Origin of the sequence: Paraflavitalea pollutisoli, assembly GCF_029360705.1 — a bacterium.
In the GTDB taxonomy this organism is placed as follows: Bacteria; Bacteroidota; Bacteroidia; order Chitinophagales; family Chitinophagaceae; genus Paraflavitalea; species Paraflavitalea pollutisoli.
Genome location: NZ_JARKMX010000001.1, coordinates 351,493 through 375,168, shown reverse-complemented (window position 1 = coordinate 375,168; position 23,676 = coordinate 351,493). Strand labels below are relative to the sequence as shown.

At 50.9% G+C, this 23,676-nt stretch carries 24 protein-coding genes; 8 read left to right on the top strand and 16 right to left on the bottom strand.

The window, feature by feature from the left end; all coding sequences use genetic code 11:
* Window positions 1–30: 30 nt before the first annotated feature.
* The 4 genes from P2W70_RS01575 to P2W70_RS01560 all read right to left on the bottom strand — a co-directional run bounded on the left by P2W70_RS01575 (window position 31) and on the right by P2W70_RS01560 (window position 3,809).
* The gene (locus P2W70_RS01575) at window positions 31–1,149 is read right to left on the bottom strand and encodes a COX15/CtaA family protein (RefSeq protein ID WP_276479663.1); all 1,119 of its coding nucleotides are present in this window, start codon (window positions 1,147–1,149) and stop codon (window positions 31–33) included.
* A gap of 40 nt (window positions 1,150–1,189) precedes the next feature.
* Complete coding sequence (locus P2W70_RS01570) at window positions 1,190–2,182, bottom strand: c-type cytochrome (protein WP_276479662.1); 993 nt, start codon at window positions 2,180–2,182, stop codon at window positions 1,190–1,192.
* 14 nt (window positions 2,183–2,196) lie between these two features.
* Window positions 2,197–2,895, bottom strand: coding sequence for a twin-arginine translocation signal domain-containing protein (locus P2W70_RS01565; RefSeq protein WP_276479661.1), 699 nt, complete (start codon window positions 2,893–2,895; stop codon window positions 2,197–2,199).
* Between the two features lie 104 nt (window positions 2,896–2,999).
* Window positions 3,000–3,809 carry a sulfite exporter TauE/SafE family protein gene (locus P2W70_RS01560; protein ID WP_276479660.1) on the bottom strand — a complete coding sequence of 270 codons (810 nt, stop codon included), beginning with the start codon at window positions 3,807–3,809 and terminating at the stop codon, window positions 3,000–3,002.
* A gap of 96 nt (window positions 3,810–3,905) precedes the next feature.
* Here P2W70_RS01560 and P2W70_RS01555 point away from each other — a divergent pair, with 96 nt between their 5' ends.
* Window positions 3,906–4,523, top strand: a complete 618-nt coding sequence (locus P2W70_RS01555; protein ID WP_276479659.1) for a ribonuclease HII — start codon at window positions 3,906–3,908, stop codon at window positions 4,521–4,523.
* A 10-nt stretch (window positions 4,524–4,533) separates the two neighbouring features.
* Here the strand turns inward: P2W70_RS01555 and P2W70_RS01550 are convergent, their stop codons facing one another.
* Both P2W70_RS01550 and P2W70_RS01545 read right to left on the bottom strand, forming a co-directional pair.
* Window positions 4,534–5,148 carry a GNAT family N-acetyltransferase gene (locus tag P2W70_RS01550; RefSeq protein WP_276479658.1) on the bottom strand — a complete coding sequence of 205 codons (615 nt, stop codon included), beginning with the start codon at window positions 5,146–5,148 and terminating at the stop codon, window positions 4,534–4,536.
* Window positions 5,149–5,184: 36 nt separating this feature from the next.
* Window positions 5,185–5,796: an L-threonylcarbamoyladenylate synthase gene (locus P2W70_RS01545; RefSeq protein ID WP_276479657.1), complete on the bottom strand. Its 612-nt coding sequence runs from the start codon at window positions 5,794–5,796 to the stop codon at window positions 5,185–5,187.
* Between the two features lie 152 nt (window positions 5,797–5,948).
* Here P2W70_RS01545 and P2W70_RS01540 point away from each other — a divergent pair, with 152 nt between their 5' ends.
* Window positions 5,949–6,836, top strand: a complete 888-nt coding sequence (locus P2W70_RS01540) for a cupin-like domain-containing protein (RefSeq protein WP_276479656.1) — start codon at window positions 5,949–5,951, stop codon at window positions 6,834–6,836.
* A 713-nt stretch (window positions 6,837–7,549) separates the two neighbouring features.
* On the opposite strand, the gene P2W70_RS01535 is transcribed toward P2W70_RS01540, so the two are convergent.
* On the bottom strand, window positions 7,550–8,581 hold the full coding sequence (locus P2W70_RS01535) for a 2-oxoacid:ferredoxin oxidoreductase subunit beta (RefSeq protein ID WP_276479655.1): 1,032 nt from the start codon (window positions 8,579–8,581) through the stop codon (window positions 7,550–7,552).
* Window positions 8,582–8,609: 28 nt separating this feature from the next.
* On the bottom strand, window positions 8,610–8,954 hold the full coding sequence (locus P2W70_RS01530; RefSeq protein WP_276479654.1) for a carboxymuconolactone decarboxylase family protein: 345 nt from the start codon (window positions 8,952–8,954) through the stop codon (window positions 8,610–8,612).
* A gap of 103 nt (window positions 8,955–9,057) precedes the next feature.
* Here P2W70_RS01530 and P2W70_RS01525 point away from each other — a divergent pair, with 103 nt between their 5' ends.
* A complete protein-coding gene (locus P2W70_RS01525; protein WP_276479653.1) occupies window positions 9,058–11,211 on the top strand; it encodes a S9 family peptidase in 2,154 nt (717 codons plus the stop codon).
* A 114-nt stretch (window positions 11,212–11,325) separates the two neighbouring features.
* Window positions 11,326–12,129, top strand: coding sequence for a hypothetical protein (locus tag P2W70_RS01520; RefSeq protein WP_276479652.1), 804 nt, complete (start codon window positions 11,326–11,328; stop codon window positions 12,127–12,129).
* 2 nt (window positions 12,130–12,131) lie between these two features.
* Here the strand turns inward: P2W70_RS01520 and P2W70_RS01515 are convergent, their stop codons facing one another.
* From P2W70_RS01515 to P2W70_RS01505, 3 genes are all read right to left on the bottom strand, one after another.
* Window positions 12,132–13,397 carry a M23 family metallopeptidase gene (locus tag P2W70_RS01515; protein ID WP_276479651.1) on the bottom strand — a complete coding sequence of 422 codons (1,266 nt, stop codon included), beginning with the start codon at window positions 13,395–13,397 and terminating at the stop codon, window positions 12,132–12,134.
* A gap of 206 nt (window positions 13,398–13,603) precedes the next feature.
* Complete coding sequence (locus tag P2W70_RS01510) at window positions 13,604–13,975, bottom strand: YccF domain-containing protein (RefSeq protein ID WP_276479650.1); 372 nt, start codon at window positions 13,973–13,975, stop codon at window positions 13,604–13,606.
* A 168-nt stretch (window positions 13,976–14,143) separates the two neighbouring features.
* Window positions 14,144–14,458, bottom strand: a complete 315-nt coding sequence (locus tag P2W70_RS01505) for an RNA recognition motif domain-containing protein (RefSeq protein ID WP_276479649.1) — start codon at window positions 14,456–14,458, stop codon at window positions 14,144–14,146.
* Between the two features lie 274 nt (window positions 14,459–14,732).
* Here P2W70_RS01505 and P2W70_RS01500 point away from each other — a divergent pair, with 274 nt between their 5' ends.
* From P2W70_RS01500 to pgl, 4 genes are all read left to right on the top strand, one after another.
* Entirely contained in the window at window positions 14,733–15,143 is a 411-nt protein-coding gene (locus P2W70_RS01500; RefSeq protein WP_276479648.1) for a c-type cytochrome, read from the top strand.
* Window positions 15,144–15,302: 159 nt separating this feature from the next.
* Window positions 15,303–16,721 (top strand): NADP-dependent phosphogluconate dehydrogenase, encoded by a 1,419-nt coding sequence (gndA, locus tag P2W70_RS01495; RefSeq protein WP_276479647.1) that lies wholly within the window; start codon window positions 15,303–15,305, stop codon window positions 16,719–16,721.
* Between the two features lie 20 nt (window positions 16,722–16,741).
* Window positions 16,742–18,280: a glucose-6-phosphate dehydrogenase gene (zwf, locus tag P2W70_RS01490; RefSeq protein WP_276479646.1), complete on the top strand. Its 1,539-nt coding sequence runs from the start codon at window positions 16,742–16,744 to the stop codon at window positions 18,278–18,280.
* 6 nt (window positions 18,281–18,286) lie between these two features.
* On the top strand, window positions 18,287–19,009 hold the full coding sequence (pgl, locus tag P2W70_RS01485) for a 6-phosphogluconolactonase (protein WP_276479645.1): 723 nt from the start codon (window positions 18,287–18,289) through the stop codon (window positions 19,007–19,009).
* Between the two features lie 62 nt (window positions 19,010–19,071).
* Here the strand turns inward: pgl and P2W70_RS01480 are convergent, their stop codons facing one another.
* The 5 genes from P2W70_RS01480 to P2W70_RS01460 form a co-directional block, all read right to left on the bottom strand.
* On the bottom strand, window positions 19,072–19,479 hold the full coding sequence (locus P2W70_RS01480) for a DUF2251 domain-containing protein (protein WP_276479644.1): 408 nt from the start codon (window positions 19,477–19,479) through the stop codon (window positions 19,072–19,074).
* Entirely contained in the window at window positions 19,476–19,886 is a 411-nt protein-coding gene (locus P2W70_RS01475; protein WP_276479643.1) for a Dabb family protein, read from the bottom strand. Before P2W70_RS01475 ends, P2W70_RS01480 begins: the two co-directional genes overlap by 4 nt.
* Window positions 19,887–19,904: 18 nt before the next feature.
* The gene (locus tag P2W70_RS01470; protein ID WP_276479642.1) at window positions 19,905–21,080 is read right to left on the bottom strand and encodes an N-acetylmuramoyl-L-alanine amidase; all 1,176 of its coding nucleotides are present in this window, start codon (window positions 21,078–21,080) and stop codon (window positions 19,905–19,907) included.
* A gap of 238 nt (window positions 21,081–21,318) precedes the next feature.
* Window positions 21,319–23,112, bottom strand: coding sequence for an acyl-CoA dehydrogenase family protein (locus tag P2W70_RS01465; protein ID WP_276479641.1), 1,794 nt, complete (start codon window positions 23,110–23,112; stop codon window positions 21,319–21,321).
* 82 nt (window positions 23,113–23,194) lie between these two features.
* Entirely contained in the window at window positions 23,195–23,635 is a 441-nt protein-coding gene (locus P2W70_RS01460) for a MarR family winged helix-turn-helix transcriptional regulator (protein WP_276479640.1), read from the bottom strand.
* Window positions 23,636–23,676: the final 41 nt, after the last annotated feature.

Sequence of the window (23,676 nt, the reverse complement as noted above, 5' to 3'; positions counted from 1 at the left end):
ACTATCAAAAACGAAAAGTTATCGGATTCATTATACGCCGGCCGTCAATCGTTTGGGCATCAGGTACAACATCGCGACAAAACTCAATAGCAGCAGCATACCTACCACCTGGTGTAATTGTGCCATCCATTCAAAAGTACCCCAGCGTTGCGGCACAATACCAGGACTGGTCAACACCGTAACGATACCCAATACCACCTGCAGCAATACAAATACGAGCGGATACGGGCGCGCTTTACGAAATGAATCACTGGTGGTGGTTACTTTATACGCTTTCAGGGTATAGACGATCACCAATACCAATAGCAGGTACGCCAGTCCGCGGTGTACAAAATGTATGGTGATCTTATTCTCGAAGAAGTTCAACAACCAGGGTTTTTCTGCAAACAGGCTGGCGGGTACCATATCGCCATTGATATCGGGCCAGGTGGGTGCGGAAAGGGCTGCTTTATGCCCCGCCATGAGCGCACCGAAGATGAGTTGCAGAAAGAGGAGGCCGATGATCCACCAGGTCCATTTGCGCAGGGCGGGTACCACGATCCGGTTGCGTGCAGGCACCCGCAATTGCAGGGCAAACCAAAACGCATAGGAAATGAGGGCCAGGGCAAAAATAAAATGCAGGGCCAGGCGGGTCGGTTTTACGTAGACCGCATCGCCTGTGAGTCCACTGGCTACCATGATCCAGCCAATGGCACCCTGGAAGGCGCCAAAGAAGAACAGGAAGAGCAAGGGTTGCTGCATTTCCTTCTTAAGGTATTTCTTTGCAATGAGGTAGACGAATCCAACGAGGAATACCACGCCAATCATTCTTGCCCAGAAACGGTGAAACCATTCCCAGAAAAAGATGAATTTAAAATCAGCAAGTGTGAATTCCGAATTGAGCAGGCGGTATTGGGGTGTTTGCTGGTATTTACCAAACTCTGCTACCCATTGTTGCTCGCCGAGTGGCGGCAGTGCGCCGGTGACTACATTCCATTCTGTGATGGATAAGCCCGATCCCGTCAATCGGGTGATGCCACCGAGTATTACTTGTACCAGCAGCATAAACACACCGATCAGTATCCAGGTAGAAACATAACGGCGGGCTTTGTGATCATGGGCCGACAGTTCTTTTGCATCCGACGCCGGGAGTTGGGTATTGGTATCCATAGCGCCCGCAAAGGTAGTACAGGATTGTTGTTTTGGCGGATCAGGGGGCGGGTTTATTCTTTTCGCGGTAATCGACGATGGGTTGAAAGGGGCCGTATTTGTGCTGCCGGGCCGAAAAGGTATCACTGAATGGACCGAATGGATGATCGACCGGCTTGGTACTGATGCGGGGCCAGTCGCCGGGAAAAGTTTTCTCCGGCCGCGGTTGCGCATTGATATAAGCGGCTACGTGCCACGCTTCTTCATCCGTCAGTACCGGCTTATGGTGATAGGCCTCCTCGTAGGGCATATTATCGCGTACATAGCCAGCCAGCTTCGACAACCGGTAGATGCCGGCAGCGGTATTGAAACTGTGCGGGCCCCATACCGGGGGATATAAGTAGCCCGGACCGGTGCTGTCGCGCAAGCCTTGCCCATCTTTGCCATGACAACGCTGACAATACCGGCTATAGACGCCCTTACCCGCTACAGGATCAGCTGGCAGATTGGGATAAGGCAGGCTGCTGATGCCTGCGCCCACAGGCTTCCGCTTGGCCGGCACATTACTGCCTACCCACATCAGGTAAGCCACCATCGCTTTCAGCTCGCGGCTATTGCTATCGAGTGGCTGGCCATGGAGGCTGCGTTGTAAACAATCATTGACCCGTTTCTCGACCGTTTCGATCGTGCCACTGCGATCCCGGAAACGGGGATAGGTAGTGGCCACGGCACTGTAGTTATTGCCCCAGGGGCGTGTGCCTGCATCGAGGTGACAGTTCTGGCAGTTCATGCCATTGGAAATAGCCCGCACAATGCCCTGCGGCCCCAGGTAACGGGCCGTATGTACAATGAGGTTGCGGCCATATCGTACCAGGTCTCCATTGGGTGTTCGTGGTATGGTGGCCGTATCGGGCGCTTCCCAGGGCCAATCGGGCCTGGCGAGGGTGTCGGCCATTCCCGAAGGCGTACTGGTTGCGTGTATACTTAGATTGATAATGCCGGTCAAAGCGATGAGGCTGATCAACAGTATTACCCATTGTATGGTGCGTGGCATGCTGCGGCATTGATTTAGCCTGCGAAGCAATAGGTACAGCCATGTTCCTGAGCGCGGCTGACGGCCCATACACCGGAGGGCATGGGTTGGATATTGGGCAACAGGCCGGCCACCCACTCTTTCTTCACCTCTGCGGCATCTTTGTTCAATTGTGCAGCAATGGCACTGCTGTATACGGTCATGGCGGCATCGCATACGCAGAACATGACGCCACTATCCTGCAGCTCATTGATACCAATGGCTACCGGACCGAAACCTGGTATTTTGAAATCGCCGTGTTTGGGATTCCAGAATGGGTTGCGGGTGGCAGGCTGTTTCGTAGCCGGGTCGGCTGCTTTGAATACCTCGCCAAATTTATATTTAGTCCAAAGGTTGTCCTGCATGGCATACGGGATGGCATCATGTCGCAGTACGACCACGACATTGCAATCTTTTTCAGTAGTACCGGTTGCAGCGTTCGTCAGCAGAAATACACGGGGCCAGGCGAAGGGATAGATCTCGTGGGGGCGTGTGGCATCGAACACGATGCGGTGTTTGCCTTTGATCTTATTGAACCAGGCATCGGCATTCCTGAGTTCCTCCGGTGAAAAGTTGGTGGCAGCCATGCCCGCGAAGGGCGTAGCGAGGGTGGTGATACCCAGGGCTGCTGCTCCTGTTGCCAGTGTGCCCAGGAAGCCGCGGCGGGATGATACGTTGACGTCTTTGTTTTGCATAAACTTACTTTTAAAGTCTATGCAAATGTGCATTGGCGATGGCCGCTAATCAATCCCCAAAGTCATGGGGACTGTCACCAAAACCGGGGGTGGCCCAGCGATTTTTATTTGGAAGGGAAGACCAGCTCATGTACCAATACCAGGATGGCGAGCGAAAACACAAACCAGCCAAATCCTTTGCGCAGGGACGCGCCCGATATGCGGTCGGATAGTTTCATGCCGATGAAGATACCTGCTACGGCAATGGCGGTGAAGCTGACCAGGAACGGCCACTCTATGGTGTATTGTCCCATCGTACTGAAGAATCCGAAGAGGGAACTGAAGGTCATGATGGTGAGCGATGAGCCCACGGCTGTTTTCATGGGCAATCTGCCAAACAATACCAAGGCGGGAATGATCAGGAAACCGCCACCGGCACCCAATAACCCCGTGACGATACCTACACCGACGCCCTGCAAAAACAGCGGTAGCATTTTGCGTGTTTCATGGCTCTTGGGCACGATGCTCATCTGGTCTCTGCGTGCATTGCGGATCATGGACAGTGAGGTCAGCAACATCAGCACGGCAAATAACAACATGAGGAAAACAGGCTTGGTCACTTCAAAAGAACCGATGGTGAAAAAGTGATTGGGCAACAACGGCACCAGGTGGTGACGGGCGATGAACACGGAGAGCATGGAGGCGCTGCCAAACACAAATACGACGGGTACATCGACCAGGTCTTTGCGGTAAGCACGGACGGAGCCGATCATACTGCAACAACCTACCACAAACAGGGAATACATGGTGGCGAGCACCGGCTCGACCTTTAACAGGTATACGAGTACCGGCACTGTAATGATGGAACCTCCACCTCCTACCAGGCCCAGGGAAAGGCCGATCAATACCGCAATTATGTAGCCCGCAATCTCCATATTGAAAAAAGTGCGGAAAGGTACAGTTAGTTTCTGAGGTGCCGCATCACCTTTTCTGTTAAGATGTGGGTAAACTAAACTTTCCTTACCGTATTTTTGGCCAAAGTTTATCCATTGCTCAAACCATTTCACCAGGATGTATTCATCGAAGCGGGTTGTGACGAAGCTGGAAGAGGTTGTCTGGCCGGTGCTGTATTTGCGGCGGCTGTGATCCTGCCCAGGGATTTTTACCACCCGCTGCTCAACGACTCGAAACAGGTGACGGAAGAGCAACGGTATGAGCTGCGCCCCATTATCGAAAAAGAAGCGATCAGCTGTGCCGTGGGTATCGTACACCAGGAAGAGATCGATACCATCAATATCCTGAAAGCTTCCTTCAAAGCGATGCACCTGGCGATCGCCCAACTGAAAGTGGCGCCTGAGCTGTTGCTGATCGACGGCAACCGGTTTACGGTATACCCCAGCATCAAACATGAATGTATCATCAAGGGCGACGGCATCTATGCTTCGATTGCTGCCGCCAGCATCCTGGCCAAGACATACCGGGATGATTATATGATGGAACTGCACACTGCTTATCCGCAGTATAAGTGGAACTCCAATAAGGGCTATGCGACGTTACAACACCGCAACGCGATCAGCGAACACGGCATGAGTCCCTACCACCGCAAATCTTTCCAGTGCCTACCTTCCCAGCTTGAGCTGGATATGTAATCCACAGTTTTTAGTACATCATTTCCGGGAAAAAACTGGCCGCGCGTTCGGGCCATTCACCGCGTAGCAGGCTGAAGTAGATGGTGTCGCGACGTCGGTCGTGGTGCATTTGCATATGGCTGCGCAACACGCCTTCCGGTATCATCCCTACTTTGAGCAGGGCGGCCTTGGCGCGTTCGTTGAGGTTGTCGGTCTTGATCTCTACCCTTTCCATCTTCATGACACCGAAAGCGTAACTCAGCAGTGCAAATTTTGCCTGCTTGTTGACGCCCATTCCGATATAGTCGGGCCCCAGCCAGGAGGAACCTATTTCCAGTCGCTTATCGAAAAAGGAGATATTGAGGAAGCTAGTACAGCCGCAAATGGCCTTCGTGTCTTTGTCGATGATCACAAAGGGCATACGTTTTACCTGTTCGCGCTCACGCAAGAGATCCTCTATCCAGGTACGCAAGGCAGCTGGCTGGTCGAGTTCCTGTACAAAATATTGCCAGGTTTCTTTGGACTGTGCCAATGGCAGAAGGGCCTCGAAATCTTCCGGGCGCAATAGCCTTAACAGCACCCGCTGTGTTTCCAGTTCAAAAGAATCGGGAAAATAACGCTGGTATTCCTGGAGTGGGGATGACATAGGTGCGCAATATTAGGGGGGCGAATATACAGCCAATTATTCAGCCACGAATTCGCCGGCACCTTGCCTTACCACTACCGGTTCTTCGCCGGTACAGTCAATCACCGTGGAGGGAACCATTCCGCCGATGCCACCGTCGACTACGATATCGACCAATTTTTCGAAATTGCGGTACATCAATTCGGGGTCGGTATATTCTTCTACCATGTCGCCCGGCAGGGTGGTACTGAGGATCGGGTGGCCCAGCTGCCTGACGATGTCGCGGGCAATATTGTTGTCGGGCACCCGGATACCGATGGTGTCTTTTTTGCTTTTCAGGATCTTGGGTACTTCCTTACTGGCCGGCAAAATGAAGGTGTAGGGGCCGGGCAGGTAGCTCTTCAGCATCCGGTAGAGCGGGGTGGAAATGCTCTTTGTGTACTGGCTGAGGTCGCTCAGGTCGTGGCAGATAAAGGAAAAATTGGCTTTCTGGGGGTTGATCTGCTTGATGCGGCAAATACGTTCGATGGCTTTCTGCTGGAAGATATCGCACCCCAGGCCGTAGATGGTATCGGTGGGGTAAATGATCACTTCTCCCTTCGACAAACCGGATACAATTGTTTGAATATTACGGGGCTGTGGATTGTCGGGGTGAAGATGTAAGAGCATATGGGTAAAATTAACGGTAAAGTCCAGAAACAGCAAAAACCAGTCCCGGGGGTGCAGCAGAAATCCACCTCCACCTGTCACATTATCAACATATTCGGGGAGGCCATACGCCGTACCTGCTTTTAATATTAAATTTGCGCAAAATCTAGCCAATGCGTTTACAACCTGTTGATAGCGTAGACAGTATAAGTGGCGAGGAGTTTCAGCAGCGGTACTACAGACCCATGAAACCCGTTGTTATTAAGAATCTGGCCAAGGATTGGCCTGCTTACCAGAAATGGAACTGGGATTATTTTAAGCAGATCGTAGGCGACAAGCGGGTTGGTCTGTACAACAATGTGAAAAGTGACGCCTACACCCCTATCAATACGGCCGACGATTACAAAACCTTTGGTCAGTATATCGATATGATCAGCGCGGGCCCTGCGGCCTGGCGTATCTTTCTGTTCAACATCTTTGACCATGCTCCGCAGTTGACGCAGGATTTTACCTGGCCCGACCACCTGATGAAAGGTTTCGTGAAGAAGTTTCCGATGTTGTTTACCGGCGGCGCCACCAGCATCACGCACATGCACTTCGACATCGACATGTCGCATATCCTGCACACCCAGTTTTCCGGCAGGAAGCGGGTGCTGTTGTTTCCTTTTGAAGAGCAACATAAGTTGTACCGTAAGCCTTTTGAAGTGCTGAGCCTGGCCGACTTCTCCCACTACAATGTAGATGGCAAGATCGATTACGAGAACTTCCCGGCCCTGAAACTGGCGCAAGGATATGAAGTGATCCTCGGTCATGGAGATACGCTGTTCATGCCTGCCGGTTACTGGCATCATATGGAGTACCTGGACAGCGGTTTTGCGATGAGCTTGCGCGCTTTGCAATCTTCTTTCGGCGGCAAGCTGCAGGGAGCCTGGAATCTTTTCGGCATGCGCAGCATCGATACCCTGATGAAGAAGACGGCTCCCAAATGGTGGTATGATTATAAAAAAGAGAAGTTGTTAAAAGCGGCAGAAAAAGAGTTGATCGTACACTCGATCTCTTAGCATTTTTTTATTCGCCATACCCTATTAGTAGTATTTATTGATCGTTGACCCATTTGACAGGTTCTGTTGATCTATCGTAATAAATAGGTCTAAATACTCTATTCATTAAAAATTCTTTAGGAAAATATTGATTTTTAAGAAAACAGTGATTACTTTTACCCTGCTTATGTGCTGAACCACTATTCACACCCGCAAAGCACCAGAATCTCCAATCTCCTCTTTCCAACCGACCATCCAATTTCCAGGTTACATTTCCGGTACTATCGAAAAAAGAAAGAACGAGTTAGTCTCGTAACTATAGATTGTCCGCGACCCTTATAAATGCTTTTTACCTCTGTCACGTTACGTTGTTTACGACCCTGTGAGTTCTGGTAACTCATGTGTTAATGGTTGATATCGCCAGAACCAACTGCCTTTACTCCACGGTAGCGGCAGGAAAAAATCTAAGTGAAGTCGTTTAAAGTGCTCACCTGAACAAGAAGAATACACCTACAAGGTATACTGCCTGTTATGCTGAGCTACTTCTATGATCTCTTCACTGCTTGATGGAGAATCCAATTCAAGACCAATTTTGAGGTTCCTTTTAAACTGATTTATATATAGTCACTATATAATTACCTTCTTTCTTTTTGTGGTTTCAGAGGTAAGCACAGGCCGGCGATTTCCATCGCTGGCTTATTTTTTTTATCCCCTTGCAGTAATGGATTTATTGATCAGGTGATGGTCCAGGTTTCGTTGCCCCGTAGCAGTTTGTCAAGGTCACCTTTGCCTTTTGACTGGATCACTTCTTCCACCTGTAATGTCATCATCTCTTCATAACAAGGCCTCTCTGCCTGATAAAAAACGCCGAATGGCCGGGGCAGATGCCCATCTATACGTGGATCGTCAAACAGCCTCACCAATAACTGTGCCTTGTAGAAGTCTTTCTCATCGTGTACCCATAAGTCGTCTACACTGTATTGATCGCCCAGCGTAACGGCCACCGGTCGTAAGCCATCCAGACGAATTCCCTTGTCGCGTTGCGCACCAAACACCAATGGTTTGCCCTGCTCCACCAGGAGGGCATTATCCGCCTTCGTTGTTTTTTCGGTGAAGGGTTCAAAAGCAGCGTCGTTGAAGATGTTGCAGTTTTGGTAAATCTCGAGAAATGAGGCGCCCTTGTGTTGATGGCACCGAATCAATATTTCCTGCAGGTGTTTTGGATCGCGGTCCATGCTACGCGCAACAAATGTCGCATCGGCACCCATTGCAAGGGCCAATGGATTGAAAGGATGGTCGATGCTTCCATAAGGGGTTGACTTGGTTACCTTCTGTGTTTCGGAAGTAGGGGAATATTGCCCTTTGGTAAGCCCGTAGATCTGGTTGTTGAACAGCAGGATGTTGACATCGAAATTGCGGCGCAATAAGTGGATGGTATGATTGCCGCCGATGCTGAGGCCATCGCCATCACCGGTTACGATCCACACACTCAGTTCGGGCCTGGCGGCCTTCAGGCCGCTGGCCACGGCGGTAGCCCTCCCATGGATGGAATGCATACCATACGTGTTCATATAATAGGGAAAGCGACTGCTGCATCCAATGCCCGATATGATCACAATACGTTCCCTTGGAATACCCAATCCCGGCATGATCTTCTGTACCTGTGCCAGGATCGAGTAATCGCCACAGCCCGGGCACCACCGCACTTCCTGGTCGGTGGCAAAGTCTTTGGCCGTCAATACCGGAGCAGCAATCGGATCGCTCATATCCTAAATTTACGAAATCCGGGGCATCTTACCCCGCGATCAGTTCTTCCCAGTATTCGGCAGCCCGGCGCGTGTGGGGGATCACAATGGTACCACCTACGATGTTGGCCACTGCAAACAACTCATACATCTCTTTCGTATTGACACCTAGTTCGTGGCACTTGCCCAGGTGGTATTTGATGCAATCATCGCAACGCAGTACCATGCTGGCTACCAATCCCAGTAATTCTTTGGTCTTTTTATCGAGCGCGCCCTCCTCATAAGTATTGGTGTCGAGGTTCCACAGGCGCTTCATCACAAGATTATCCTTACTCAGGATCACTTCATTCATCTTTTCGCGGTAGTCGTTGAATTCCTGTACTAGCTGTCCCATAATTTCTATTTAGGGATCAAATGTAAGAAAGCTGTCCGTTCTTCATTTAACTGTCAGCCGATAGGGCATCCTGTCGTACATTCAACGCTACAAAAAATCATACATGAGAAAAATCCTGCATGCCTGTATCCTCTTCACTGCCACTACCCTGTCGGCCCTGGCGCAACCCAAAGAACCGGTGAAAGTGACCGATATGGTCAGGATTAAAACCCTGGGTGCCGTTGCCCTGAGCCGTGATGGCAGCAGGGCCGTTTTCAACGTTAACAGCATCGAACCCGATAGCGATAGCAAGACCGATTATAAATACGCGCTTCATTTATGGCTGGTGCCTACCGATGGCGCTGCGGCGCCCCGGGCACTCACCAGCAAAGAGAGCGCTTCGCAACCGTCCTGGCATCCGGATGGCCGGCAAGTGGCTTTTGTACGTGGGGTGGATGGCAAATCGCAGATCTTCCTGCTGTCGCTGGATGGTGGCGAAGCGATCCAGCTGACCAAGTTTAAATACGGCGCATCATCACCTGTTTGGAGCCCTGATGGTAAGCAGCTGTTGTTTTCCGCAAGTGTGCCCCTCAAAGAGCTCCTCAAAGACGAAGAACTCAATCCCGGCAAGCGGCTGCCCGCCTGGCCTGCCGAAAAACCTGGCTTTGATAAGAACGAGCAATTACAAACGTCTGCCGCCAAGGCAGATCCCGATGGCAACCTGGATGAAGTGCGCGCCTATCTCGACAACAATGCCAGTGACCGCAAAGCGAAAGTGCTGAACAAGCTCAATTTCCTCGATGAGATGAATATTTCGGGCGATATGAGCTTCAGCCACTATTATATCGTGCAAGCTGTACCCGGCGCTATGCCGGTAGCTATTACGAAAGGGTTTTACCGGTTCAACAGCGCTGCCTTTACCCCCGACGGTAAGCAGATCGTGATGGCAGGCGATGTCGATTCACTCGAACATCCCGACCGTTCACTGGAGAGTCAGCTGTACCTGGTCAATACCAACGGCAGCGGTTTAAAAAAGCTGCTGGGCGAACCTGGTAAAGTATATTCCAGTCCGCGCCTTTCGCCTTCGGGTAAATGGCTGGCCTTTCAATATGGCACTACCTCTTTTGTAAGCGTTCCTATGCTGGCCATCATGCCGGTTAATGGAACCAGCAAGGACATCATCGATATTCCACTCGACCGCAGTAAGGGAATCGCTACCTGGAGTGCCGATGAGCAATTCCTGTACTTCACCGCACAGAGCAATGGCGGCGCTCCGTTGTACCGCGCCAACGTCAAGACCCGTAAAGTAGAGCAGCTAACCGATTACAACAGTGGCATTGGCAGCTTTGACGTAGCAGGCAACAAGCTGGTGTATGTTAAAACGGAAGTGGCCAATCCATTCGAACTGTATGTAGCAGATGCATCGGCACAAAATGCCAAAGCGATTGGGCATTTCAATGATTGGGTGAAAGACAAGAAGCTTTCTTTTCCCGAGAAGAAGACCTTTACCAACGAAAAAGGCATGACGGTAGAGTATTGGGTGATGAAACCCACCAACTACGAAGCAGGGAAGAAATATCCTGTTGTGCTTAATATCCACGGCGGCCCCTCTGCGATGTGGGGTCCCGGCGAAACCAGTATGTGGCATGAGTTCCAATACTTCTGCAGCAAGGGGTATGGTGTCGTATACTGTAATCCCCGTGGCAGTGGCGGTTATGGGGTCGACTTCCTGCGGGGTAATATCAACGACTGGGGAACCGGCCCAACCAGTGATGTACTGACGGCCCTCGATAAAGCTGTCGCCGAGGGATGGGCAGATACCTCCAATCTGGTGGTTACCGGCGGCTCTTATGCCGGCTACCTGGTAGCCTGGATCATTTCGCACGATAAGCGTTTCAAAGCTGCCTGTTCGCAACGCGGGGTATATGACCTGGCCACCTTCTTTGGTGAGGGGAATGCCTGGCGCCTGGTACCCAATTACTTTGGCGGCTATCCCTGGGAGCCCGCCACCAAGGCCATTCTCCAGAGAGAGTCGCCCATCAGTTATGTACAAAACATTACTACGCCCTATATCATTTTCCACGGAGACAATGACCGTCGTACCGGCTTTGTGCAAAGTGAAATGTTGTACCACAGCCTGAAGGCCCTGGGCCGGCCAGTGGAGTATGTGCGCCATCCCAATGGCACACACGAACTGACGCGCAGCGGCGACAACCGCCAACGGATCGATCAGATGCTGCGCACCTGGGAGTTTTTCGAACGCTATATTCAGCATTGATTACGGCCAACGCCATCAAAGACGTCATTCATCGGATAATACGGCATTGTGCCGGATGAGGCTGGTTGTTTTACAGGGCTATCGGTAGCTTGGGTAAAACAGCCAGCTTTTTTTATGCCTACAAGGAATACTATGTTGGGGGCTAAGGGCCTGATCCTGTCCCTGCTGTTCACCTGTTGCGGCAAAAATCCGGGTGAGCCTCCTGGCAGTAAGCCGGTAACAGATCGCTACACGGTGTTGTTGAAAGCGATCAACGTGCGGCAAACAGCCAGTCCTTTTTATCATTTTACCTACGACGATTCAGGGTACGTAACCCGGATTTCCTATAACGAAGACCTACACGTTTATCATTATTACTATAAAGGTGGGCGCATCGATAGTGTGACCAGCAGCTCGACGGATGCCCGGTATTTCCTGTACCGATACAGCCGGCAGCAAGTGAGTGAGGTGCTGCAATACGATGATACGGGGCTACGGCTGAAGGTATTGGTGCGTTATGACGCCAAAGGGCGGGTTAGCAGGATGGACTGGCAACCAACCGGATCGGGACCCGACGAAAAACACTCGGTGTTCACCTACTACGACAATGGTAACCTGCAACGCGTGGAAAATACTTACCCGGCTACAGCGCAGGTAACGGTTGTTGACTTTGAAGCTTATGACAATGGAAAAGCGGTGGATGACTTCGGTATCTGCAAGGGCTTTCTCGAACATCTGGTCTTGCTGCCAGGCGTACGGTTCTATCACAACAACCCTACGCGGGTGAAGGAGACGAATGGCGTGGATGTTCGTATGATCACACTTCAATACCAGTACCAGGGATCGCTGCCGGTGGAAAAACGATCTGCGACACAGGTCACGGGAGGGCCTGCGACCGGTGATCACTATACCGGCTTAACGTCGTATACCTATTATTGATTTTACTCTATCGTGCCGTCGATCTTGATGGTCTCCAGTTGCTGGCGTTGCTCCTGCTTGTACTGGTCAAACACAGGCTTTGCCGATTGGGAGATGGGCTCGGCCGAAGGAAATTTCTGCGACAGCGGATCTACCTGTTTGTTGTTTTTCCAGAAGCGATAACAAACATGCGGACCGGTAGCTAAGCCGGTGCTGCCCACATACCCGATCACCTGCCCCTGGCGTACATGCTGCCCGCGTTTTACAGCGCGGCGGCTCATGTGCAGGTATTGTGTGGTGTAAGTATTGTTGTGCCTGATCTTGACATAATTGCCATTGAAGCGGGAGAACTCCGATTCGAGCACCACGCCATTGCCAGTGGCAATAATGGGGGTACCCGTGCTGGCCGCGTAATCCGTACCCAGGTGCGCTTTCCAGCGTTTCTGTACGGGGTGAAAGCGGCGCAGGGAGAAGCGGGATGTAATATGGCTGAACTTCAGCGGCGCTTTGAGGAAGAAGCGACGCAGGGTTTTTCCCTGTTCATCGTAGTATTCACCAGCCTGTGTACTGTCGGGCTGAAAGTAAAAGGCGTAGAAAGGTTCGCCATCATGCGAGAAAATGGCCGATTGTATGGAGCCCAGCTCTACCGGTTCGTCTTTCACATATTGCTGCTCATACACCACCTTGAACCAATCGCCTTCATGGATGGAATAGAAATCAATGGACCAGGCGTAGATATCAGCCAGCTTCATGGCCAGACTAGGGTCGGCGCCTGCTTTCCTGAACGTTTCGTACAGGGAGCTCTCGATCTTGCCCGAAGCGGTTAATATCTTAGAAGTCACTTCCCGTTTGCCGGCGTATATGCGGATGGAGTCGCGCAGGTCGTACACGATATAATCAATGGCATTGGGCTGGTAGACGAAGTATTGGGCTTTCTGCACGCTGTCTTTGGTACAGAACACAGTGTATTGGTTACCGGCCCGGATATTACGGATATCGAAAATCCCTTTCGACTTGATGGCCAGCAAACCTACGGTGGCTGCATCGACCTGGTACAGGTCGAGTATGTTGGACAGGAATTCGTTCTTTTCGATGGTCTTTTCAATCACGGCAAAGGAATCGACCGGGAGGCCAAACTTGCGGGGGGATGGAGCTGGTGGGGCGGCCACGGTGGCCGAATCTGATTTTGTGTTAGGTGCCGGCGACTGCGGGTCTTTGCAGCAGGCGAAGGCGATGGCCAGGATGGCAATAACGGAAAAGCAGATCCTGAATGGGTGGGGTCTTTGCATCTTTTGGTTGATTGAACGCGGTTAGACAATTGCTGGCTACACTTTATCAGTCGCCCCTGCCGCGTCCGTATACTTAACTGCTTTAACGATCAACAAAAGACAATAGCAAGGATTGGGAACACATCTATGGGCAATAACGCAAGGATATCGCATTTCTTATGTAAGCCGGGAAACCCGGGATTAAAATTATGTGAAAAAGCAGGCTGTTACCAGATCACGTCGCGGCTGAAGGGCATGAAGGACAACTCCATGAGCTTTACATGCTGCCGGGCAAAAGGGATGCCGATGATCGTGATAAATAGAATGGCGGCAAACACCAGGTGTACAAAAGCGGTGTACAGCCCGCCGCAGAGCAGCCAAACGATATTGGCAAACAGCGAGAGGCAACCCGTGCTGCTGGCCTTGGGTACGATCTTCTTACCAAAAGGCCATAACACAACGGCGGCCAGTTTAAAACACTGCAATCCCCAAGGCAGGCCTACAATGGTCAGGCACAATACGAACCCACCAAACAGGTAGCCCAACGCAGACCAGAAGCCGCCAAACACCAGCCAGATAAGATTGCCGATCAGATTCATGATAATAAATAGAGTTGTTGAATGACTGGTTGCAAAATAAGTGGTTCGGGGCAGGCAGCCAAAAAAGGCGACGAGGGTCGTGAGCTCTACCGGCATACGGTGACCCGCCAGAGCACAAAAAAGCCCTTCGCAAGCGAAGGGCTCAAAACAATTATATCTGACTAGAGATTAATAACGGTTGTTGTTGCCACCGCGAGAGAAAGAGCGACGATCGCCACCGCCGTTGCCAGCAGGACGCTCTTCACGGGGACGAGCTTCAGTAACCTTGATAGCACGACCTTCTACGATACCACCATCCAGCTCAGCGATTGCTTTGCGGGCAGCTTCGTCGTCAGACATTTCCACAAAACCGAAACCACGGCTCTTTTGGGTGAATTTGTCGGTGATTACTTTGGCAGAAGAAACTTCGCCGTAGTCAGCAAAAAAATCGTGGAGGTCTTCATCATTGACATTGAAGCTTAAATTCGAAACATAAATGTTCATAACTAATAAACTGATTGATTTATAAATGATCTGAGAAAAAAGCAGCGTATTAACAGACTAACTAACTCTTAGCAGAAATGCGTAGCAGACTTTATACTAAATGCTAAAACTCAAATTGACGCCGCAAATATACGACGTTTTCTTTTCCGCCTGCACCTTCGTATAATAATCATTTGTTAAGCAAGTAGCTTGTTAACCTGTCGTCAAATGTCAGAGAATTGTCAAATCTGATACCACAATTCCCTATTTTTCAGACCTTAAATGAATCATAACTATGCTGTTTAACAAGAAGATGACGGTTATTGGCGCTTTGGCCCTGCTCGTACTGGCCGGTATTGCGGCTGCCAGCCCGCCCAAAGGGATATACAAAAACCTGAAAGTGCTGCCGAAAAACATCAGCGCTGAAGACCTGGACAAAGTGATGGATTCCTGGAAGGCTTCGCTGGGTGTACGTTGCAGCTTTTGCCATGCGCCCAGCAAGACTGAAGCCCGGAAGATGGACTATGCCAGCGATGAGAAGCCAGAAAAAGATATTGCCCGTAAGATGTACCTGATGACCGGGAAGATCAACAAGAAATATTTCGACTACAACGCCAAAGACACTGCCGTTAAAGCGCCTGTTACCTGTATGACCTGCCACCATGGTAAGGAGCATCCGGAGAGCACGCTTCCTGCCAAAAAATAAACGAAAACGTTATCGGTCAGGCCCGTACTGTGTTTGCACAGACGGGCCTTGCTGTTTTTGGTACGGATCAGCAAGGGGAATATATGAAATAGCCAACAGTTCTTATTTTTTGTTACCATCCTCACTACCTAATTTTGTTACTCATCTTATAATATAGACATGGCTGCACAACAATTCGACTTTGGAATGATCGGCCTGGGTGTAATGGGCAGGAACCTGTTACTGAATATGGCAGATCACGGATTTAAAGTAATCGGATTTGATAAAGACAATCAAAAGACTACAGCGTTTGAAGAAGCTGCCAATCCAGGCACCACGGTAAAAGGTGTGGTGTCGCTCCAGGATATGGTGAGCCAGCTGGCAACTCCCCGAAAGATCATGATGCTCGTGCCTGCCGGTAAACCGGTAGACGATGTAATTGAAAGCCTATTGCCCCTGGTGCAACCCGGCGATATCATCATCGATGGTGGCAACTCGCATTATACAGATACCTTACGCCGGGTGACCTACCTGCAGGGCAAAGGCCTCCATTTCATGGGGGTAGGTGTATCGGGTGGTGAACAAGGAGCCCGTACAGGCCCCAGCATTATGCCGGGCGGTGACCAGGAAGCCTATCCACACGTTCAGCCCATGCTGGAAGCCATCGCGGCCAAGGTGAATGGCGAACCCTGTGTAGCCCACCTGGGTAAAGGCGCAGCCGGCCACTACGTAAAGATGGTGCACAATGGGATTGAATATGCGATCATGCAACTCATCAGCGAAAGCTACGACCTGCTGCACCGCGGTGCTGGCCTTTCCAACGACGAACTGCACCAAGTATTCGATACCTGGAACAAAGGCGACCTGCAATCTTTCCTCATCGAGATCACGGCAGACATCTTCCTGCAACCCGACGAGAAAGACTCCTCCAAACGCCTGGTAGACCTGATCCTGGACAAGGCCGGCGCCAAAGGCACCGGTAAATGGACCTCGCAGGATGCCATGGATATTGGCGTGCCCATCCCCACCATCGATATGGCTGTCACCATGCGCAATATCTCTTCCCTGAAAGACGAGCGCCTGAAAGCTGCCGCTGTGTTCAACACGGTGCAAGGCAAGATCGATACCGACAAGGAAACATTCATCAAACAGGTACACGATGCCCTCTATTTCGGTATCCTGATGAGCTATACACAGGGCCTGGCCATGCTGCACAGAGCATCGACCGAACTGGACATGCAGATCCCGCTGCAAAAGGTGGTAGCCGTATGGCGTGGTGGTTGTATCATCCGCTCTACCCTGCTCGATCTTTTCACCAAGATCTATACTGCCAATCCCCAGCTGGAAAACCTGCTGCTGAACGAGCAGATCGCCGGCTTGCTGCAAGACAAGCAACAGAACCTCCGTACCGTAGCTGCAGCTGCTATTCAGCACAACTACGCGGCCGGATGTTTGCTGGCTGCCATCAGCTATTTCGACGCTTACCGCAGTGGTCAGTTGCCCATCAACCTGTTGCAGGCACAACGCGACTATTTCGGTGCGCACACTTATCAACGTATTGACCAGCCAGGCACTTTTCACACGATTTGGAATAAATAGTCCGGCTCAAACTAACCTATATGCAAAATCATAAACGTCCACCAGCTTCCCTGTTGTTCATTTTTGGTGGCAGTGGTGACCTGAATCACCGCAAACTTTCTCCCGCGCTCTTCAATTTGTTCATCGATAACTGGATGCCCGATAAGTTTGGCATCGTAGGTATTGGCCGCCGCCCTTTTAAGAACGAAGATTACCGCAAGCACCTGCTGGATGGTATCACGCAGTTCTCCCGCCGTAAAGACGAGCATATCGACAAGTGGGATACTTTCTCTCAAAGCGTATCTTACTTGCAAATGGACGCTTCGAATGAAGCCGACTACCAGAAGATTGCCGATATCGTCAAGGAGAAAGAACAGGAATATGGCGAGCATCCCAATGTGATCTTCTACATGGCGGTAGCGCCCGGTCTGGTACCAGAAATTGCCAGCAAACTGGGGCCGCTCAATATCTGCTCCGATACCAAGTGCACCCGCATCGTGGTGGAGAAACCTTTTGGTCATGACCTCAAGAGTGCACACGAGCTGAATGAGCTGCTGCTGAGCATGTTTGACGAAAAGCAGATCTACCGCATCGACCACTACCTTGGTAAAGAGACGGTACAGAATATCCTGGCACTGCGCTTTGCCAACGCCTTGTTTGAGCCCATCTGGAACAGGAACTATATTGAGCACGTACAGATCACCGCTGCTGAAACCGTAGGTGTGGAAGGTCGTGGCGACTATTATGAAACCTCCGGCGCCCTGCGCGACATGGTGCAGAACCATATCCTGCAGCTGATGTGTATGATCGCGATGGAAGCACCAGTGTCATTCGAAGCCGATGAGATCCGCAATAAGAAGGTCGATGTACTGAGCGCCATCCGCAAGATCACCAACGAAGACGTACATGCCCATGCCGTGCGTGGCCAGTATTCGGAAGGTTGGATGAAAGGCAAGCAGGTGCCCGGCTATCGCCAGGAGAAGAATGTGGCCCCCAACTCACCCACCGATACCTTTGCCGCGGTGAAATTCTATATCGACAACTGGCGCTGGCAGGATGTGCCTTTCTATGTGCGTACGGGTAAACGCATGCACCAGAAGTCGACCATCATTACAGTACAGTTCCGCCCAGCGCCTTATTATGCCTTCCCGCCGGAAGCCGCTGATACCTGGAGGCCCAACCGCCTTACCATCAGCATTCAGCCGGAAATGGACATCCGCCTGCGCTTCCAGGCCAAGCGTCCTGGTCAGTCTATGACGCTGAGCCCGGTAGATATGACCTTCAGCTACAACGATGCTTACGATGAAGAGGAACCAGAAGCATACGAGACGTTGTTGCTCGATGTGATGGAAGGCAATGCCACCCTGTTCATGCGCAAAGACCAGATCGAAGCTGCGTGGAAGATCATCATGCCGATCCTGGAAACCTGGGAAGCAAGACCACCGGTAGATTTCCCCAACTATGCACCCGACAACTGGGGCCCCGAAGATGCGGAAGCATTGATCGCCCGTGACGGATACAATTGGGTTAACCTGCCTGCACAAAAACCAAAGTCGAAATCGGAAGTAGGCTCTAAATAAGCGCACATGCAACTGCATATACAGAAAGACTCCACGGCTGTCAGCCATGAGCTGGCGGAATGGATCACCAGCAATATTGAAAAGACCTTAGCGTCGAAAGACCGCTTTACCTGGGTCGTCACCGGCGGTAATTCGCCCAAGCTGTTGTACGAACTGTTGGCCAAAGCCCCTTACCGTGACCGGATCGACTGGAGCAAGCTCCATATCTTCTGGGGCGATGAGCGTGCAGTACCCTTCGATGATAGCCGTAACAATGCCCGTATGACCTACGAACAACTGCTGAGCCATGTGCCGGTGGTAAAAGAGCAGGTGCATATCATGAAAACGGACATCAGTCCCGAAGCCAGTGCCGCGGATTATGAAAAGGTCCTGCATGGCTATTTCGGCGATAGCGGAGAGACCTTTGATCTCGTACTGAATGGTATGGGAGATGACGGCCATACCTTGTCTTTGTTTCCCGGCACAGAAGTGATCCACGAAACGAAGGCCTGGGTAAAATCCTTCTGGCTGCCCGCACAGGATATGTTCCGCATTACGTTGACGGCTCCCGTCGTGAACCGCGCGCATCAGGTAGCCTTCCTCACGTTTGGCGCCAACAAGGCCCACGCTTTACAGGAAGTACTTAAAAATGCCGGTAATGTAGACCAGTATCCTTCACAGATCATTCAACCTGCCTCTGGCGAGTTGCATTGGTTTGTAGATGAAGCCGCAGCAGCGGGTATTCAATAAGCAGTACCGCTTTAATGATAAAAGACCGGTGAAGGGTATCTTTCACCGGTCTTTTTTATGCTTTATCCAAAGATGTCTGCTATTATTTGATTGGTGATCTTGCGGTCGCCCTTTGTCCAAATCGGATTGGGATCCGGAAATTCATTGACGCTATACCCACGCTGATGTTCGAAGTCGAATAGCGCGTGACATTGTGCGTTCACCACCAACGCGCATTTGAGCCAATCCCGGGACCAGATGATCTTCACCGCCAGGGGGCCATCTTCCACAACCTCCTCCACATTATAGATATGCAGGGCATCGAGTATACGTTGGCCACCTGTTTCCGGAGTCATTTCTACTGCGTAGAAATAACCGGTCGAGGTATCGTCTTCAAATACCACCGCAAAATTATTCTCACTCGAAACACTGTCGATGAAGGAGTTGTCTCCCGGCGTCACGGTCTTTTCTGCTAGTAAGTATCCTTTCATTTTGCATCTACTGAATCGTACACGGTTACCTTGCTCCACAACGATGAACACTCGTCAATGAACTTGAGGTGAATAGGATCGGTCTGGTAGCTGGCCTGGTCGGCGTCGTTGTTGAACATCAGGCACCAGGATATGGAATAGCTACTGTCGATCACTTCGCGGTGGGTATTGGCGGGCTGGCCAATGTGGAACCAACTGATGGTCTTAACGGCAGCTAATTTCTTCAGTCCGGCAATGAGCTTTGCTTTGTCTTCTTTGCTTTCGGGATTCTTGAGCCAGAAATATACGTGGTGGATGAACTTGTTGTCGGCCATATCGGTCTGGTTATTTTCTGCTAATGTAATCAATCCACCGGCAACAACCGCCTTACCGGTGCTGGCAATGAACTCACGACGGGTAGTACTCATATTAGAACTATTTATTGTTTACTTCCTGTTCGCTTTGAGCCAATCCCGGATACCACGGTAGATCTTTTTTGCAACAGCCTTGTGGAAGGCAGGGTCCATGATCTTTCGCTCGTCCTCTTCATTGCTAAGGAAAGCGATCTCTACCAGGCAGTTGGGGTATTCTGTGGGGCCGCTCAATGCGAAATTGAAGTTGCCGATATTTCCGTAATTATCCAAACCCAGTTCCAGCATGCGGTCGAGGATCGTTTCGGTAAGCGGGCGGAAACCGATATACCGGTAGTAAGTGCTGGTTCCTTTTGCTTTGGGATTACCGGCCGAGTTGAGGTGCAGGCTGATGAGCAGGGAGGGGTCCTGGGCGCGCAATGCCAGTGTGCGGTCGGGCATAGGGAGGTCGATATCCGCAGTACGTGTCATGTAGACCTGTACACCTTTGCGGCCAAGATATTGCTGCAGTGCCTGGGCAAACTGCAGGGTATACACTTTCTCTTTTCCTTTGCCCGTGATTCCGGTAGCCCCTTCGTTGCTACCACCGTGGCCTGCGTCGACAGCGATCACCAGGTTCTTTACAGACAGTTTAGCCGGTTGCCTTTTGATGCGGATCATCAACCTTTTGCCGGCGCTGTCGTAGGCGATATAATGCCCCCAATGCTGGCGATGCTTGAGCTCGATGAATACGCGTACCACATCATCCTCCACCTGTTCGTACCAGGCGTTCTTTATTTCCTTTACCGATTTCAGTTGGGTGATCCAGTTGGTATTGCTGGTTGCGCCAAAGAGGTCGATCACCAGGCGCGAAGGATTGATCTGCTGTACTGCGCGGTAGGGCAGGCGCTCTTCCATCGCCACGGCCACATAATCGTGCGTATCATTACCAAATACCCGCCAGCTATTGGTGAGGTAATAAGGCCTGACTTTTATGGTGGTGTCGGGTTTCACATTGCTCTTGGCTACATAGGCCGTGTGGTATTTCGACAACTGCACCTTGTAATCCGTGCCCACCGAATCGATCACCTTCAATACCACATTGGTATCGAGGTAGGTCATCTTGGCGCCGCCCAACCGATCATCGCCCAACCCATATTCGAGAAATGGAAGTTGGCCGGTGGTCCTTACAAAAAAATAAGTGGTGGAGTCCTGGGCTTTCACAGAAGACAAGAGACAGAAGAAGACTACAAGCGAGGCTATTTGTTTCATACGGCAAAATACTACGCATTGCAATACCAAATTCATTTGCAGCTATTTGCGGCACACGCATACAGGGTGGTCACCATGTGTGGCTGGCAGAATCCTGCAAACCCTATTTTGAATGCTTCACGAGCATCAAGTGTAACTGTGTATTCAGCAACGGGGCGGGCCTGCCCACAATAAAAAAGGCAGCAGTGAAAACTGCCGCCCTGTAAGTATAGCCATGATTCTAAACGTTGCACGTATCCTATAATGGATACTTATTGTCTTTGATCAGTTTTTCTGCAATGCGACGGCGGGCGTCTTTGGTATTGAACGGATCCACCTTGGTGAAGCGCTTGATACCCAGCAGCATCATGCGTTGCTCATCACCTTCTGCAAAGGCATTGATCGCTTCCCGGCCGTAGATGTTGATCTTATCAGCAGCTTCGTACAGGTAGGTGCGCATGATATCGAGTTCATATTGACAGGCCGCTTCTCCTTTTTTGTCGACCAGCCTGATGGTGCGCAGCAAGGCACTTTCGGCGTGGAAGGTTTCGATGGCCATATCAGCGATATTCATCAGGATCTCCTGTTCGTGCTCGATCTTCATCATCAGCTTTTGGACGGCGGCGCCTGCTGTGATGAGGATTGCTTTCTTGAAATTGGCGATGGCTTTTTTCTCTTTCGCAAAGGCTTCCTCTTCCCCGCTGCCAAAATCAGGAATACTCATCAGCTCTTTCTGCACAGCCATGGCCGGGCCCATCAGGTCGAGGCGGCCTTTCATGGCGCGTTTCAATACCATATCTACCGTCAACAGGCGGTTGATCTCATTGGTGCCTTCATAAATGCGGTTGATACGGCTGTCACGGTATCCTTTCGAAATAATGTATTCATCGCTGAAACCATTACCGCCGTGAATCTGCACGCCTTCGTCTACGACAAAGTCGAGCATTTCACTACCATATACTTTGAGGATGGCGCACTCGATCGCATATTCTTCCGCGGCCCCCAGCAATGCTTCATTGAATGGTTTGCCCGCAGCCAGCAGCTCTTCTTCTTTCTCATCGATCCATTTGGCGCTGCGGTACAAAGCACTTTCGGCCACCCACATCTTCATCGCTATTTCGGCCAGCTTGTGTTTGATGGCACCGAAAGTGGAAATAGGTGTTTTGAATTGCTCGCGGGTATTGGCATAAGTAACAGATTCGGAAGCCGCTCTTTTCGCACCTCCCAGGGCAGCAGCACACAATTTCAGACGGCCGATATTGAGGATGTTGAAGGCGATGATATGCCCTTTACCAATTTCGCCGAGTACGTTCTCCACGGGTACTTTACAGTCCTGGAAGTAGAGTTGCACGGTGGATGATCCTTTGATGCCCATCTTGTGTTCTTCCGGTCCCTGGGTAAATCCTTCAAAACCTCTCTCCACAATAAAGCCGGTAAACTTATCGCCATCGACCTTGGCAAATACCGTATACACATCGGCAAATCCGCCATTGGTGATCCAGCATTTCTGGCCGTTGAGCAGGTAGTACTTACCGTCATCGCTCAGCTTGGCCGTTGTTTTGGCCCCCAGGGCATCACTGCCACTGTTGGGTTCCGTAAGTCCATAGGCCCCTTTCCATTCGCCGGAAGCCAGCTTGGGGATGTATTTTTCTTTTTGGGCATCGGTACCAAAATAAAGGATTGGCAACGTGCCAATACCCGTATGGGCAGCCACCGCGACGGAGAAAGAATAACCACCGCCAAGTCCTTCATTGACGAGCGTAGAGGTGATAAAGTCTTTACCCAGGCCACCGTAGGCTTCCGGAATGGAAGCGCCCAGCAGTCCTTGTTCGCCGGCTTTGGCTACCAGCGACGGCATCAGACCAGCTTCCATTTTGTCGATGCGATCGATGATCGGCAAAACCTCCGCTTCCAGAAATGACGTACACATATCCTTCACCATCTGCTGCTCCTCGTTGAAGTCTTCGGGGATGTAGGTGTCGAATGCATTACCTTCTTTGATCAGCCACTCGCCGCCTTTCAGGCTCGTTTTTGTTTGTGTTGCGCTGCTCATACAAAATGTTTTTAGAATGAATAGTCAATCGTTAATAATATGTGGCGCCGCTTCCTTATCCACTTTGCACCGGCACCTGGGCCTATTTAAGATTATCGTATACAATTTGTAAAACCTCCTTACAGATCTCGATCCGCTCGGCGGGTACACCCTCCAGGGCTTCGTTGAGCGTTTCTTCGGCAATGCCCATACTCTGCTCCTGCAGCTTCTGTGCCTGCCGGGTCAGGTAGATCAGATTCATCCGACGGTCGGCATCAGACGATACCCGCTTCACCAATTGGAGTTTTTCCAGGTTATCTACCAACCGCGTAATACTTGGTTTATCACGGAAGGTCGCATTGCACAACTCCTGCTGGCTGATACCATCCTGCTTCCACAGGTGATACAGCACACTCCACTGCTCGATGGTCAGGTTTAACCCCGCTGTATTGAACTTCTTCTGCAATCGCCGGGCGATCGCAATCGAAGCTTTACCGGTGATAAAGCTGTAGAGCTCTCCTTTTCTGAATTGGTTGTTTGACATATAGTTGTTTATACAACTAACCAAACTTACGCAATTTCCAG

Bases quoted from the DNA above. Each gene is read 5' to 3' on its own strand.
- P2W70_RS01575 (WP_276479663.1), bottom strand. From the start codon at position 1,149: ATGGATACCAATACCCAACTCCCGGCGTCGGATGCAAAAGAACTGTCG.
- P2W70_RS01570 (WP_276479662.1), bottom strand. From the start codon at position 2,182: ATGCCACGCACCATACAATGGGTAATACTGTTGATCAGCCTCATCGCT.
- P2W70_RS01565 (WP_276479661.1), bottom strand. From the start codon at position 2,895: ATGCAAAACAAAGACGTCAACGTATCATCCCGCCGCGGCTTCCTGGGC.
- P2W70_RS01560 (WP_276479660.1), bottom strand. From the start codon at position 3,809: ATGGAGATTGCGGGCTACATAATTGCGGTATTGATCGGCCTTTCCCTG.
- P2W70_RS01550 (WP_276479658.1), bottom strand. From the start codon at position 5,148: ATGTCATCCCCACTCCAGGAATACCAGCGTTATTTTCCCGATTCTTTT.
- P2W70_RS01545 (WP_276479657.1), bottom strand. From the start codon at position 5,796: ATGCTCTTACATCTTCACCCCGACAATCCACAGCCCCGTAATATTCAA.
- P2W70_RS01540 (WP_276479656.1), top strand. From the start codon at position 5,949: ATGCGTTTACAACCTGTTGATAGCGTAGACAGTATAAGTGGCGAGGAG.
- P2W70_RS01535 (WP_276479655.1), bottom strand. From the start codon at position 8,581: ATGAGCGATCCGATTGCTGCTCCGGTATTGACGGCCAAAGACTTTGCC.
- P2W70_RS01530 (WP_276479654.1), bottom strand. From the start codon at position 8,954: ATGGGACAGCTAGTACAGGAATTCAACGACTACCGCGAAAAGATGAAT.
- P2W70_RS01525 (WP_276479653.1), top strand. From the start codon at position 9,058: ATGAGAAAAATCCTGCATGCCTGTATCCTCTTCACTGCCACTACCCTG.
- P2W70_RS01520 (WP_276479652.1), top strand. From the start codon at position 11,326: ATGCCTACAAGGAATACTATGTTGGGGGCTAAGGGCCTGATCCTGTCC.
- P2W70_RS01515 (WP_276479651.1), bottom strand. From the start codon at position 13,397: ATGCAAAGACCCCACCCATTCAGGATCTGCTTTTCCGTTATTGCCATC.
- P2W70_RS01510 (WP_276479650.1), bottom strand. From the start codon at position 13,975: ATGAATCTGATCGGCAATCTTATCTGGCTGGTGTTTGGCGGCTTCTGG.
- P2W70_RS01505 (WP_276479649.1), bottom strand. From the start codon at position 14,458: ATGAACATTTATGTTTCGAATTTAAGCTTCAATGTCAATGATGAAGAC.
- P2W70_RS01500 (WP_276479648.1), top strand. From the start codon at position 14,733: ATGCTGTTTAACAAGAAGATGACGGTTATTGGCGCTTTGGCCCTGCTC.
- gndA (WP_276479647.1), top strand. From the start codon at position 15,303: ATGGCTGCACAACAATTCGACTTTGGAATGATCGGCCTGGGTGTAATG.
- zwf (WP_276479646.1), top strand. From the start codon at position 16,742: ATGCAAAATCATAAACGTCCACCAGCTTCCCTGTTGTTCATTTTTGGT.
- pgl (WP_276479645.1), top strand. From the start codon at position 18,287: ATGCAACTGCATATACAGAAAGACTCCACGGCTGTCAGCCATGAGCTG.
- P2W70_RS01480 (WP_276479644.1), bottom strand. From the start codon at position 19,479: ATGAAAGGATACTTACTAGCAGAAAAGACCGTGACGCCGGGAGACAAC.
- P2W70_RS01475 (WP_276479643.1), bottom strand. From the start codon at position 19,886: ATGAGTACTACCCGTCGTGAGTTCATTGCCAGCACCGGTAAGGCGGTT.
- P2W70_RS01470 (WP_276479642.1), bottom strand. From the start codon at position 21,080: ATGAAACAAATAGCCTCGCTTGTAGTCTTCTTCTGTCTCTTGTCTTCT.
- P2W70_RS01465 (WP_276479641.1), bottom strand. From the start codon at position 23,112: ATGAGCAGCGCAACACAAACAAAAACGAGCCTGAAAGGCGGCGAGTGG.
- P2W70_RS01460 (WP_276479640.1), bottom strand. From the start codon at position 23,635: ATGTCAAACAACCAATTCAGAAAAGGAGAGCTCTACAGCTTTATCACC.